This is a genomic window from Paracoccaceae bacterium Fryx2 (assembly GCA_032334235.1).
GTDB lineage: Bacteria > Pseudomonadota > Alphaproteobacteria > Rhodobacterales > Rhodobacteraceae > JAVSGI01.
Window position 1 is genome coordinate 2258974 of sequence record JAVSGI010000005.1, and the last position, 12555, is coordinate 2271528.

11 protein-coding genes are annotated in these 12555 nt (G+C 70.2%); 6 read left to right on the forward strand and 5 right to left on the reverse strand.

The genetic code is table 11. The annotated features are described in order from the left end of the window. Positions 1-34 precede the first annotated feature (34 nt). Positions 35-817: a hypothetical protein gene (locus tag RNZ50_20230; protein MDT8857321.1), complete on the reverse strand. Its 783-nt coding sequence runs from the start codon at positions 815-817 to the stop codon at positions 35-37. Next, positions 814-2019, reverse strand: a complete 1206-nt coding sequence (locus RNZ50_20235; GenBank protein MDT8857322.1) for a glycosyltransferase — start codon at positions 2017-2019, stop codon at positions 814-816. The genes RNZ50_20230 and RNZ50_20235 overlap by 4 nt, the downstream gene beginning before the upstream one ends. Positions 2020-2150: 131 nt before the next feature. Between RNZ50_20235 and RNZ50_20240 the strand changes: the two genes are divergently transcribed. The 3 genes from RNZ50_20240 (at position 2151) to RNZ50_20250 (ending at position 5019) form a co-directional block, all read left to right on the forward strand. Next, the gene (locus tag RNZ50_20240) at positions 2151-3512 is read left to right on the forward strand and encodes an oligosaccharide flippase family protein (protein MDT8857323.1); all 1362 of its coding nucleotides are present in this window, start codon (positions 2151-2153) and stop codon (positions 3510-3512) included. Positions 3513-3607: 95 nt separating this feature from the next. Continuing rightward, positions 3608-3862: a hypothetical protein gene (locus tag RNZ50_20245; GenBank protein ID MDT8857324.1), complete on the forward strand. Its 255-nt coding sequence runs from the start codon at positions 3608-3610 to the stop codon at positions 3860-3862. A gap of 452 nt (positions 3863-4314) precedes the next feature. Then, a complete protein-coding gene (locus RNZ50_20250) occupies positions 4315-5019 on the forward strand; it encodes a sugar transferase (GenBank protein MDT8857325.1) in 705 nt (234 codons plus the stop codon). A 48-nt stretch (positions 5020-5067) separates the two neighbouring features. Here the strand turns inward: RNZ50_20250 and RNZ50_20255 are convergent, their stop codons facing one another. Next, positions 5068-6408: a Wzz/FepE/Etk N-terminal domain-containing protein gene (locus RNZ50_20255; GenBank protein ID MDT8857326.1), complete on the reverse strand. Its 1341-nt coding sequence runs from the start codon at positions 6406-6408 to the stop codon at positions 5068-5070. 66 nt (positions 6409-6474) lie between these two features. Next, complete coding sequence (locus tag RNZ50_20260; GenBank protein MDT8857327.1) at positions 6475-7374, reverse strand: CpsD/CapB family tyrosine-protein kinase; 900 nt, start codon at positions 7372-7374, stop codon at positions 6475-6477. A 354-nt stretch (positions 7375-7728) separates the two neighbouring features. Here RNZ50_20260 and RNZ50_20265 point away from each other — a divergent pair, with 354 nt between their 5' ends. Further along, positions 7729-8697 carry a glycosyltransferase gene (locus RNZ50_20265; GenBank protein ID MDT8857328.1) on the forward strand — a complete coding sequence of 323 codons (969 nt, stop codon included), beginning with the start codon at positions 7729-7731 and terminating at the stop codon, positions 8695-8697. On the opposite strand, the gene RNZ50_20270 is transcribed toward RNZ50_20265, so the two are convergent. Continuing rightward, positions 8698-9453: a WecB/TagA/CpsF family glycosyltransferase gene (locus RNZ50_20270; GenBank protein ID MDT8857329.1), complete on the reverse strand. Its 756-nt coding sequence runs from the start codon at positions 9451-9453 to the stop codon at positions 8698-8700. Between the two features lie 370 nt (positions 9454-9823). Between RNZ50_20270 and RNZ50_20275 the strand changes: the two genes are divergently transcribed. Continuing rightward, positions 9824-11194: a hypothetical protein gene (locus RNZ50_20275; GenBank protein MDT8857330.1), complete on the forward strand. Its 1371-nt coding sequence runs from the start codon at positions 9824-9826 to the stop codon at positions 11192-11194. Between the two features lie 2 nt (positions 11195-11196). Continuing rightward, positions 11197-12516, forward strand: coding sequence for a glycosyltransferase family 4 protein (locus tag RNZ50_20280; GenBank protein MDT8857331.1), 1320 nt, complete (start codon positions 11197-11199; stop codon positions 12514-12516). Positions 12517-12555: the final 39 nt, after the last annotated feature.

Sequence of the window (12555 nt, forward strand, 5' to 3'; positions counted from 1 at the left end):
CCGGAGGCTCCCGCCTCTCCGCCAGCCCGCCGCCTCAGGCACAGGGCCCCAGATCGGCCCAGCCGCAGCGCGCGGCCAGCAGGCGCGGGTCGTGCCCGGTGCCCACCGCCATCCCCGCCCGCACCCCGACCGACCGGCGGTCATGCCAGCGGTCGCGCAGCAGATGCAACCCGTGGCGGCTGATCTTGGTGATCGGGGTGCGCAGCGGCAGCGCCGCCGCCCATTTGCGCTGCATGAAGCGGTAGCATTCGGTGAAATCGGCACCCAGCGTCTCGTGATAGCGGTCGTTGTGGATGCAGGGCAGGCCCACGGCCCAGGCACCCTTGCCCGCCGCGCGGGCGGTCTGGGCGATGTCGGTGCCATACATGTGCCAGCCCGGCAGCGCCTCGTCGAACCGCAGGCCCGAGGCGCGGCGCAGCACGATCAGCATCTCGTCGAAGCCCTGCACCGCCGTGGGCGCCAGCGGCACCCGCCCGACGATCGCCCCCAGCGACGACGACCACACCGGCCCCAGATGCGCCCCGTCCACCCCGATGCCAAAGGCCCCGAGCAGGCCCCAATCGGGGTCAGCCGCCGCGACTTCGGCAATCCGGGCGGCAAGCAGCGCGTCCCAGCCTTGCGGCAGGTAAACATCGTGATGCGCGAACACGATGACCGGCGCCGAGGTCGCATCCAGTGCGCGGTTGTACGCGATGGCGGCCGAGGGCGCATCGGCCTCGACATGCAGCGGCGTGGTGCCAAGCAGCGGCGACAGCGCCAGATTGGCGGCAAGGATGGCGGGCGAATGGCTGGCGGCGGCAATGGCGATCTGGCTCATGCATGGTCCGATGCGGTGAAAAGGGCGGCGAGTTTCGCGGCCTCGCGGTCGATGTCGTGGCGCTGGAAGGCGCGGGCGCGGGCGGCGCGGCCCATCGCGGCCAGCCGGTCGGGCAGGGTGGCGGCCAGCGCGTCGATGGCCCCGGCCAGCGCGGCGGCATCGCCCGCAGGCACCAGCCAGCCGGTTTTCCCCGGCAGCACCAGTTCCGGCAGCCCGGCGATGGCGGTGGCGATCACCGGGCGGCCCGACGCCATCGCCTCCATCACCACCACCGGCAGCCCTTCGGCAAAGGACGGCAGCACCAGCGCGTGGGCCTGCGCCAGCGCCGCGCGCACTCCGGCCTCGTCCTGCCACCCCGCCAGCGTGACCTGCGCCCCCAGCCCTGCCGCCGAAATGGCGGCCTCCAGCGTGGGCCGCAACCCGCCGTCACCGACCAGCGTCAGGTGCAGGCCGGGGTGGCGGGGGGCGGCCAGCGCCAGCGCCTCGACCAGAAGGGCGAAGCCCTTCTGCGGCGCCAGCCGCCCGATGGCGACCAGGCGTGGGCCGTCTGCGGGAAAGGCGGCGGGTTCGGGGAAGCGGGCAGGCTGGATGCCGCAATGCACCACATGCAGGCGCGGCCAGAGGTCGGGCGTCACCCAGCGGCACATCTGGCTGCGCCCGAAGCTGGAGACCAGCACGCAGAACGCGGCACGGCGGGCCTTTTCGCCAAGGCTCAGGGCGACTGGGGCGTCGAACTCCTCGGGGCCGTGGGTGGTGAAGCTGTAGCGCGGCCCGCCCAGCGCGTGTGCCAGCATGGCGACGGTGGCGGAGTTGGTGCCGAAATGGGCGTGCAGATGGATGATGCCAAGGGCCTCGCAGCGCCGGGCGACATGCGCGGCCTCGGCCAGATAGACCAGATGGCGCAGCCGCCCGCCCCCGCGCACACCGCAGGCAAGCGCCAGCCGCAGCGCGCCCCACGTCCGGCCCGGTCCCCGCGTCATCCAGCCCAGCGCCGAGGACGCGAGCCGCAGCGGCGGGGTTTCCAGCACATGCTCGGTGCGCGCATCCTCGTCCAGATCTTCTGGATCGACCAGCGCCGCGCGGTCGGAGCGCATGGCGAAACGGTGGACCGTCAGGCCAAGCCGTTCCAGCGCCCGGATTTCCCGCCGGATGAAGCTGTGCGAGGCGCGGGGGTAGGTGTTCACGAGATAGGCGATCTGCACGCGGGCCCCCGGGGTGGTTCGGGGTGCAGAGTGCGCAGCGCCAGGGTTCGGCGCAAGGGGCAGCGGCGCGCGCGGCGGCGATTGACGCCCCGAAAGCCCCCGCCTAGTGTCGCGCGACAGAGGATGCCGCCATGACCGCCGCCCCCCTTCCCGACATGGCCCCGCGCCCCGGCCTGTTCGCCCGGGCGCTGCGCGGGTCGGCGATCACGGCGGGCAGCTATGCGCTGGCGCAGGCGCTGCGGCTGGCATCGAACCTGATCCTGACGCGGCTGCTGTTTCCCGAGGCGTTCGGGATGATGGCGCTGGTGTCGGTGTTTCTGGTCGGGCTGTCGATGTTTTCCGATGTCGGCATCGGCCCGGCCATCGCGCAGAACCGTCGCGGCGACGACCCTTCGTTTCTGAACACGGCATGGACGATTCAGGTGATCCGGGGGCTGTTGCTGTGGCTGGCGACCTGCGCCGTGGCGCTGCCTGCGGCGCGGTTCTACGATGCGCCGGAACTGGCGCTGCTGCTGCCCGCCGCCGGGGTGACGCTGCTGATTTCCGGCTTCAGCCCGACGCGGATCGACACGGCGAACCGGCATCTGCTGCTGGGGCGGGTGACGGCGCTTGATCTGGCAAGCCAGATCGTCGGGATGGTTGCCATGGTGGCGCTGGCGCTGGCGATGGGGTCGATATGGGCGCTGGTGCTGGGGGCGATTGTGGGGGCGGTGGCGCGGCTGGTGCTGATGCAGAGGTTTCTGCCCGGGCCGCGCAACCGCTTTGCCTGGGACGCGGCGGCGGGGGTCGAGCTGATCCGGTTCGGCAAGTGGATCTTCCTTTCCACCGCCTGCGGCTTTCTGCTGGCGCAGGGCGACAAGGCCATTCTCGGGGCTTACCTGCCGCTGGATGCGCTGGGGGTTTACAACATCGGCTATTTCCTTGCGTCGTTCCCGATGCTGCTGGGCGGGGCGGTGACCGGGCGCATCCTGATACCGCTCTACCGCGACCATCCGCCGGGCGCTTCGGCCGCCAATGCCGCACGGCTGCGCCGCCTGCGCCATGGCGTGTCGGGAACCGTGCTGGCGCTGCTGGCGGTGATGGCCTTTGCCGGGGTGCCGCTGGTCGGGCTGCTGTATGACGCGCGCTATGCGGGTGCCGGGGCCATCGTGGTGCTGATCGCCTGCGTGCAGATGCCTGCGGTGATCGGGATGACCTACGATCAGGCGGCACTGGCGGCCGGAGATTCGCGCAGCTACTTTCTGGTGATCGCGCTGAAGGCGGCGGTGCAGACGCTGGCCTTCCTGATCGGGGCCGAAACGGGCGGGCTGGCCGGGGCGCTGGTGGCGCAGGGGGTGGCGCTGGCGGCGGTGCATCCGGCGATCATCTGGCTGGCGCGGCGGCATGGCGTCTGGGATGGCGGGCATGATCTGGTCTGCGCGCTGGCGGTGCTGGTGCTGGGTGGGCTGGCGCTGTGGGTGAATCTTGGGGCTTTGCAGGCACTTGGCGGTTGATCTGGTGGCATTTCTGCAACCGGAGGCTTAAATCCGCCGAAAACTGCCTCAAGCTTTCATCAGTTGCAACTCGGCGCTGACAATGTTGCGAAATCATGGCATCGTTTTCCGGTAAATCGCGGCGGAGGCGGAGGCCCGGTGACATGCTGATTGGTTTGGTTCTGTCTGGTATTCTCTCCGGTCTGGCCGGACTTGCCTGGGCGGTGATGCAAGGGCATCCACTGCCGGTGATTCTGGCCTTCTACCCGCTGGCCGGGTTTTGCGGCACCGCAAGCTTTGTGCTGGTGGTCCTTTGGCTGGGCGGTCGCGCGGAAACGCGGTCGCACGTCGGGGTTCAGGGGCAGGGCTGACCCGCGATTGATTCCGCATCGTGAACAATGAACCGCAGCCTTCGGGCTGCGTTTGCGTTTGTCGGCAGGCATCTGCGGCAAGGCGCGACATGCCCGCGACACCGGCCCCGCACCGAATCGCCGGGGCCGCCCAAGTGCATGTTTCGCGGCCAGTTCAACGCACGGTTGTTAAAAAGGTAAAGGCTACGTTAACATTGGCGCGAGCCGCGAAAAACCGTTGGTTAATCGCAGGCAAACGTGCGACGGGCAAGCGCATGGCTGTCGCCAATGCGGCGCAAATGAAGGTAAAATAAGTCTTGGGGGCGTTCATTTCGAGTGAAGGTCATGCGGCCAGACAAAACGGATTCAGACGACGTTCCCGGCACCCGGGCGATGCCGAAATCCGGCATTGCCGCCCGGGCCGCCACCCGACCCGGGCAGCAGCCCCGGCGATTGTTCAGGGGTAACAGACAATGACCTTCAGTTACCCGGACTTTCTGACTGCGCAATCGGTGCCCGCCGATTGCCAGGATCCGAAGGCCAAGCCGGGCACCGCCCGGCAGCGGCGGCCGGGGCTTTACCGGCGGCTGTTCAAGCGCACGCTGGACCTTGGGCTGATCGTGCTGGCCGCGCCGGTCGTGGTGCTGCTGGTGGCGGGGCTGGCGGTGGCGGTGGCGCGTGACGGGGGCAACCCGTTCTATACCCAGACCCGGGTCGGCAAGGACGGGCGGCCCTTCCGCATGTGGAAGCTGCGCAGCATGGTCACCGATGCCGACACCCGGATGGTCGAGCATCTGGCCCGCGACCCTGCCGCCCGCGCCGAATGGGATGAAACCCAGAAGCTGAAACAGGACCCGCGCGTGACCCGGATGGGCACCTTCCTGCGCCGGGCCTCGCTTGACGAGCTGCCGCAGCTGTGGAACGTGCTGACCGGCGACATGAGCCTGGTCGGGCCGCGCCCGATGATGCCGAACCAGCGCGACCTTTATCCGGGCGACGCCTATTATGCGCTGCGGCCGGGGATCACCGGCTTCTGGCAGACAGCCGGACGCAACCGCACCACGTTCGAGGCGCGGGCCGGTTTCGATGCGGCCTACGAGGCCGACCTGACGCTGTGGACCGATGTGAAGATCCTGACGCGGACGGTCGGCGTCGTGGTGAAATGCACCGGCTATTAGGCGGGGCCTGCCCCGGGGTGGCCTGCAATCCCGGGCAATGCCGGCGGTTCAGGCAATCGCGACGGCGGCGGCGGCCATCACCAGCAGCAGCACGACCCCCCCGCCCAGCAGCACGAAAGAGCGCGGCAGGGCCTGCATCGGCTTCAGCCGGTCGGACAGCGCGGCCCCGCCGCCGCGCCGGGTCGGCGGCTGCCGGATCTCGGGGATCGCGATGACCGGGCGCAGGTCAAGCTGACGTTCCATCTGGGCCGGGGTCCGCACCACCGGGTTGAGCAGGTCGAGCACGAAGGCCAGCAGCAGCGCCATGACCACGCTCGCGACCGAGCCCGCCGCCGCGATCTTCCTGCCGTTGCCGCCTGCGGGATATTCGGGGATCAGGGCGCGTTCGAGCAGGGCGAAATGTTCTGCCTGCTGCTGGTCCTCCAGCCGCAGATTGGTTTCGGCCTCGACGCGGCGGCTGGTGATCAGGTCGTGCTGGGCCTGCAACTGTTGCAGCCGGCGGTCGAAACTGCCCAACCCGCGCTGGATCTCGGGCCGGCGCGCGATGGCGGCCAGCAGGGTTGCCTGACGGCCTTCCAGCGCGGCCTTCTGCTGGCCGACCACCGCGATCTGCGCCGAGAGGTTGGCCATCTGGCGGCGGTCGGTGGCGCGCAGCGGGTCGCGCGTCTCGATCGCGGCGCGCTCGCCGGTCAGTGCCACCAGCGTCTGGTCAAGCTCGCGCAGGTCGGTTTCAAGGCCGGCGAGTTCAGTGCGCCGTTCGGTGTCGGCTTCGGGCAGGGCATCGGCATTGGCGGCCTTGAAGGCGGCAATCTCGGCATCGAGCGCCGCCATGTCCTGCGAGAGGCGCAGGTCTTCCTCGATGAAGAAGCGCAGCGTTTCGCGCACCCGTTCGGCCGCCCCGGCGGTGCTGAGGTCGAGGATGCCCTGCGCGAAATCATTGGCGACGCGCGCCGCCTGTTCGGCATCGGCAAAGCTGGCCGTGACGATCAGGGCAGAAACGCTGGTCGGGGCGCCGTAGGGTTGCTGCCCCGCCGCCGCCACGCTTTGAAACCGGACGGCCGCCCGCAGCGCGGTGATGCGCTGGTCCTGGGTCAGGCCCGGCGCGTCGGAGAACAGGCCGTGGCGGCCGATCACCGCCAGCAGGTTTTCGCGCGTGGTCAGGCGCTGTTCCACCGCCTGCAGGATCTGCGCCGACCGCCCGCCGGAGGTCGCGGTTTCGCCGACGATGGGCGATTGCACCTGGATCACCGCGGCGGCCGAATAGACCTCGGGCTGCATCTTGCCCACGATCAGCGACAGCAGGATGCCGATGCCCGCAACCAGCCCGATCAGCCATCTGCGGCGCAGGATCAGGCCAAGAAGTTCCTCTAGCGATTGTATCTGGCCCATCGGCGGGGTCGGTCCTGTCGTTGTCGGTCGTGTCGTCCGGCTGCCGGTATCGCAGCCCTTTCTGGCCTATTTGCGGCCATATCGGTAACGGTCGTGGTTGCGGTCCTGCGAGCGGTTAAGCACGACGCCCATCAGCGGCGTGCGGGTTTCGAACAGGCGTTCGCAGGCGCGGATGTCTTCGGCGGTGGTGCGGGTGCCGTCGGCCACCAGCAGCACAGCATCCACCAGAGGAAGCATCGACAGCACGTCGTCGCCGGCCAGCGCGGGCGGCAGGTCATAGATCACCACGTCGGGGGCCAGGGTATGCATCATGCTGTCAAGCGCATCGGCGGTGGCGGGTTCCTGCAGCAGTTCCGCGGCGTCGGGCAGCGACTGCCCGTTCAGACCCAGCGCCAGCGTGCGCCCCACCCGGCGGAAATGCGATTCCAGCGGCTGTTCGCCGGTCAGGAACTCGCGGATCGCCGGGGCGTCGCTGATGCCGAGGATGTCGGCAAGGCCGGGGTGGCGCAGTTCGAGGTCGATCAGCGCGGTGCGGCTGGACGGCTTGCGCGCCAGGCTGAGCGCCAGGTTGGCCGCGACGAAGGACTTGCCGCAGCCATGGGTCGGAGAGGTGACGGCAATGCGTTTCCAGCCGCGCGCCGCCATTGCCTGCAGCAGGCGGGTGCGCAGGATGTCGAAGGCGGCGGCGGCGGAGTCGGTGCTGGCGTGGGTGAACAGACCGTTTCCGCCAAGCAGGTCCGGGTCGAGCGTGACCGGCGACAGCGATTCCCAGACCAGATCGGGGCTGGGTGCGGCAAAGCGGAAGGTGTCGGCCAGAGCCTCGCCGCTGGTCGGGGGCTCGGGCTTGGCGGGGGGGGGCGCGGTCTTCTGGCCGGGGCGGAACAGCGAGACGCCCCGTGGCCGCGTGGCCGGCCCCGGTTCCGGCTTGCTGTCGAAACTGTCACCATTCATTTGGGGCTGATCCATATGCAGGGCCCGAAGTGGTTTGGAAATCAATACGTTGATTTTGGCCATCCGGATACTCGGGCTCCTGCTGGGGCACGGCCCGCATGGGCCGTCAGGTAAACATGACCCGCCTCGCAGCAGGCTGACGCACAGGCTTTGCCCGACAGAGATGGGGCCGTTCTGGCCTCATCGCAATGGAATCGCCCGGGCCCCCGCCCAGCATGTTGGTGAATAACAGATAAACACCGCGAAAGGAAGCACGGCACCGTGATCGGCGGGGCGGTTGGGCGTGGCAAAGCCGCAGCGCCGACCCTATGCTGGCACCACCCTGCCCTTGCCGGACGATGCCCCGTGACCGATGCCCCCCTGCCCGCGATGAAGGATGCCGTGGTCGATGCCGTGGTGATCGGCCGCAACGAGGGGGGGCGGCTGGCGGCCTGCCTTGCGTCGCTGCAAGGGCGCGTGCGGCGGATCGTCTATGTCGATTCGGGGTCGGCCGATGGCAGCCCCGATCTGGCGTGCGCGGCGGGGGCCGAGGTGGTGGCGCTGGACATGGGCCGCCCCTTCACCGCGGCGCGGGCGCGCAATGCCGGGCTGGCGCTGCTGGCGGCGGACCCGCCGGATCTGGTGCAGATGGTCGATGGCGACTGCGCGCTGGATGCGGGCTGGCTGCCCGCCGCGCTGGCGGGTTTTGCCGCGCATCCGCGGGCGGTGGTGGTCTGCGGGCGGCGGCGCGAGCGGTTTCCCGGCGCCAGCGTCTACAACCGGCTGTGCGATGCGGAATGGGATACGCCGGTTGGTCCGGCGCTGGCCTGCGGCGGCGACGCGCTGATGCGGTTCGGCGCGGTGATGGCGGCGGGCGGCTACCGCGACGACCTGATCGCGGGCGAGGAGCCCGAACTGTGCCTGCGTCTGCGCCGGGCCGGCGGGCAGGTCTGGCGGCTGGATGCCGAGATGACGCTGCACGACGCGGGTCTGACCCGCTTTGGCCAGTGGTGGCGGCGCAGCCGGCGGGCGGGCCATGCCTTTGCCGAAGGGGCGGCGCTGCACGGGCGCGGGCCGGAACGGCACTGGGTCGCAGAGACGCGCCGCGCGCTGCTCTGGGGCGCGGGCGTGCCGCTGCTGGCGCTGGCCGCGGGGATGGTGCATCCGGCGGGGGTGCTGGTGCTGATGGTCTGGCCCGCGCAGGTGGTGCGGCTGGCGCTGCGCGACGGTGGCCGCGGCTTCGCATGGACCGCCGCCGGGTTCAGCGTGCTGGGCAAGCTGGCCGAGGCGAAGGGCGTGCTGGGCTACGGGCTGGGCCGGCTGCGGCGGAGACGGGCCGGGATCATCGAATACCGCTGATCAGCCCCGCAGCCGCAGGCGCAGCGCGGCGACCATCTGGCCCGGGATCACGGCGGCGCAGGCGGCATAGCGCGGCAGCAGCCGGGCGGGGTCGAGCGCCAGCCGCCACAGCCATTCCAGCGCCAGCCTGCGCATCCAGACCGGGGCGCGGCGCTGGCGTCCGGCCAGAAAATCGAGGCCGGCCCCGATCGAGACAAAACCGACATGCGGCGCGATGATCCGGGCGCGCGCGGCGAAAAGCTCCTGTTTCGGCGCGCCAAGGGCCAGAAGGCAAAGGCCGGCCCCGGCGGCGACCACCTCGGCCATGATCGCCTCGGCGGCCGGGCCTTCCGGGTCGAAGCCGAAAGGCGGCGACAGGGTCAGCACGATCCGCAGGCCCGGCACCAGCGTCTGAAGCCGCTGAGCCGCCGCGTGCAGCGCGTCGGGCGTGCTGCCCACCAGCGCCACCGCCACGCCGCCGCGCACCGCAAGCCGCGCCAGCGGCACCACCATGTCGGACCCCGGCACCAGCGCCACCGGGCGCCCCGCCAGCCGCGACAGCCAGATGATCGGATTGCCGTCGGCCACCACCAGATCCTGCGCGGCATAGGCGCGGCGGAACCTGTCGGACCGGGCCAGCTTGACCAGATGGTCGAGGTTGATGGTGGCAAGCGCAAAGCCCTGCCGCGCGGACAGCCGCGCCGCAACCACCGATTCGAGTGCTGCCCGGTCGGGCAGGTTGACGGCGATCACCTGATGGTCGAAGCGGAATTCCATGGCGCGCGGGTTCCTTGCGGCAAGGCTACTGGATACCACGGCTTTTTCGCGCGCGCGACCCAAAGAGGCAACTGGCCGGTGCGCGCACCCTTGCCTGCCCGAAAACAGATCGCTTCGGGCGCCGCCGGGGTCGGCACCGCATCGCAATTGCCTGAAACCGGGCCATGGATTGCCCGGACCGGAGGACCGTTTCGGAAGCATCGCGCCCCGGCCGACCTTGCCCGCTAATCGCGGCCCTCGGGTCCGGGCCGCCGCGATTGGCGATGGGGGTGCGGGCGTGGTAAGGCCCGTTACAGGAACCGGCGGGCTGCGGCGCGTCACAGCATGAAGGACAGGGCCGCTGATCACGCCGAACCTCTTTGCCTGGGTGATGCTGCTGGTCTGGCCGCTGGTGGCGATGGTGCTGTATCAGCGGCTGTCACCGGCGCGGGCGCTGATCTGGACGGTGCTGGGCGGCTATCTGCTGCTGCCGCCGCTGGCCGCGATCGACCTGCCGATGGTGCCCGATCTCGACAAGGCGTCGATTCCCAATCTTGCGGCGCTGGTTCTGGCGCTGTTTCTGCTGCGCGACCGGATTTCGTTTCTGCCCCAATCCTGGGCCGGGCGGCTGCTGATCGGGCTGTTCGTGCTGAGCCCGTTTGCCACCGTGCTGACCAATGGCGACCCGGTCCCGATCGTGGCCGGGGATCTGCCGGGGCTGCGGATCTATGACAGCGTGGCAGCGGTTGCCAATCAGGCGATTGCGCTGCTGCCGTTCTTTCTGGCGCGCCGCTATCTGGGCACGCCCGAGGCCATGCGCGCCATCGTGGTGGCGCTGGTGGTGGCGGGGCTGGCCTATTCGGTGCCGATGCTGATCGAGACCCGGCTGAGCCCGCAGATGAACGTCTGGGTCTACGGCTATTTCCAGCATGATTTCTTCCAGACCATCCGCTTTGGCGGCTATCGCCCGGTGGTGTTTCTGCCGCACGGGCTTTGGGCCGCGTTCTTCGCGCTGATGGCGTTTGCCTCGGCGCTGATCCTGTTCCGCATCGGGCCGGCAGAGGACCGGCCGCGCCTTGCCGCGGCGGCGCTTTACCTCGGGGTGGTGCTGGTGGCCTGCAAGAGCTTCGGGCCGTTTGCCTATGCGCTGGCGCTGGCGCCGGTGATCCTGCTGCTGGGGCAGCGGGTGCAACTGCTGCTGGCGGCGGCGCTGGCGCTGGTCGTCATCACCTATCCGCTGTTGCGGGGGGCGCATCTGGTGCCGCTGGACGGCATCCTGGCGGTGGCCAGCGACCTCAGCCCCGAGCGTGCCAGTTCGCTGGCCTTCCGCATCGGCAACGAGGAACTGCTGCTGGATCGGGCCAACCTGCGGCCGCTGTTCGGCTGGGGCGGCTATGGCCGCAACCTGATCCTCGACCCGGTAAGCGGGCAGGCGCGAACGATTGCCGATGGCAGCTGGATCATCGTGCTGGGGCTGCGCGGCTGGCTGGGCTACATCGCGGAATTCGGCCTGCTGGTGCTGCCGCTGCTGCTGCTGGGGCGCGAGGCGCTGGTGCAGCGCCGCGCGGCGTTCTCGCCGTTTCTGGCGGTGGTCGCGCTGATCTTCGCGGCCAACCTGCTGGATCTGTTGCCGAATGCGACGCTGATTCCCTTCACTTGGCTGATGGCGGGCGGGTTGCTGGGCCATGCCGAGGCGCTGGCGGCCGCCCGCCGCGCGGCGGGCGTGCCGATGCCCGCGCGGCCAAGCCGGACGATCCTTTAGCCATGCAGGGTTTTCGCCCCCGCGTTCTGGTTCTGGCCGAGGCCGCCAACCCCGAATGGGTCAGCGTGCCGCTGGTCGGCTGGTCGCTGGCCCATGCGCTGCGCGAGGTGGCAGAGGTCCACATCGTGACGCAGATCCGCAACCGCGACGCATTCCTGCGCGCCGGGATGATCGAGGGGCAGGATTTCACCGCCATCGATTCCGAGGCGCTGGCCCGCCCGATGTGGGCGCTGGCGCAAAGGCTGCGGATGGGCGAGGGCAAGGGCTGGACGGTGCTGCAGGCCATCGGCGCGCTGAGCTATCCCTATTTCGAGCGGCTGGTGTGGCGGCAGTTCGGCGCGGCGATTCGGGCCGGGGCCTATGACATCGTGCACCGCGTGACACCGCTGAGCCCCACGGTTTCCAGCCCGATTGCCGCGCGGTGCCGGACCGCCGGGGTGCCCTTCGTGCTGGGGCCGCTGAATGGCGGCGTGCCGTGGCCTGCGGGGTTTGATGCCGAGCGGCGGCGGGAACGGGAATGGCTGTCCTATGTGCGCGGCGCCTACCGGCTGCTGCCGGGGCGGCGGGCGACGATGGGGGCGGCGGCGATCCTGGTCGGCTCGCGCCACACCCTGTCGGAGATTCCGCCGCAGCACCGGGCGCGCTGCATCTGGCTGCCGGAAAACGGCATCGACCCCGCGCGGTTCTGGCGGCAGGCAACGCCCGCCCCCGGGCCGCTGCGGGCCTGTTTCATCGGGCGGATGGTGCCCTACAAGGGCCCCGACATGCTGCTGGAAGCGGCCGCGCATCTGCTGGCAGACGGGCGGATGACACTGGAGATGATCGGCGATGGCCCGATGCTGGCCGACCTGCGGGCGCAGGCGGCAGGCATCGGCGGGGCAGTGCGTTTTCACGGCTGGGTCGATCATGCAAGGGTGCAGGACATCGCGGCGGGCTGCGGGATGCTGGCCTTTCCGTCGATCCGCGAATTTGGCGGCGGCGTGGTGCTGGAGGCGATGGCGCTGGGTCTGGCCCCGCTGGTGGTCGATTACGCGGGGCCGGGCGAGTTGGTGGTGCCGGGAACCGGCTACACCGTGCCGATCGGGCCGCGTGCCGCCATCGTGGCGGCGGTCCGCGCCGAACTGGAACGCTGTGCCGCCGACCCCGCAGGGGTGGCAGCCACCGGGGCGCGGGCGCGGGCGCGGGTCGGGGCGCTGTTCACCTGGCCGCAGAAAGCCCGTCAGGTGGCCGGGGTCTATGCCTGGGTGCTGGGCAAGCAGCCCACCCGCCCCCATATGTTCGACGGGGCGACGCAGGCGGAACCGTTGGCGCGCCTTCCTTAATTTGGTCAGATATGGCAGGTAGCGGTCTAGCGCAGCCAA

What these genes read in the sequence shown, in the direction of transcription:
- RNZ50_20230 (MDT8857321.1), bottom strand. Translation starts at nt 817, where the DNA reads ATGAGCCAGATCGCCATTGCCGCCGCCAGCCATTCGCCCGCCATCCTT.
- RNZ50_20240 (MDT8857323.1), top strand. Translation starts at nt 2,151, where the DNA reads ATGACCGCCGCCCCCCTTCCCGACATGGCCCCGCGCCCCGGCCTGTTC.
- RNZ50_20245 (MDT8857324.1), top strand. Translation starts at nt 3,608, where the DNA reads ATGGCATCGTTTTCCGGTAAATCGCGGCGGAGGCGGAGGCCCGGTGAC.
- RNZ50_20250 (MDT8857325.1), top strand. Translation starts at nt 4,315, where the DNA reads ATGACCTTCAGTTACCCGGACTTTCTGACTGCGCAATCGGTGCCCGCC.
- RNZ50_20255 (MDT8857326.1), bottom strand. Translation starts at nt 6,408, where the DNA reads ATGGGCCAGATACAATCGCTAGAGGAACTTCTTGGCCTGATCCTGCGC.
- RNZ50_20260 (MDT8857327.1), bottom strand. Translation starts at nt 7,374, where the DNA reads ATGGATCAGCCCCAAATGAATGGTGACAGTTTCGACAGCAAGCCGGAA.
- RNZ50_20265 (MDT8857328.1), top strand. Translation starts at nt 7,729, where the DNA reads ATGAAGGATGCCGTGGTCGATGCCGTGGTGATCGGCCGCAACGAGGGG.
- RNZ50_20270 (MDT8857329.1), bottom strand. Translation starts at nt 9,453, where the DNA reads ATGGAATTCCGCTTCGACCATCAGGTGATCGCCGTCAACCTGCCCGAC.
- RNZ50_20275 (MDT8857330.1), top strand. Translation starts at nt 9,824, where the DNA reads ATGCTGCTGGTCTGGCCGCTGGTGGCGATGGTGCTGTATCAGCGGCTG.
- RNZ50_20280 (MDT8857331.1), top strand. Translation starts at nt 11,197, where the DNA reads ATGCAGGGTTTTCGCCCCCGCGTTCTGGTTCTGGCCGAGGCCGCCAAC.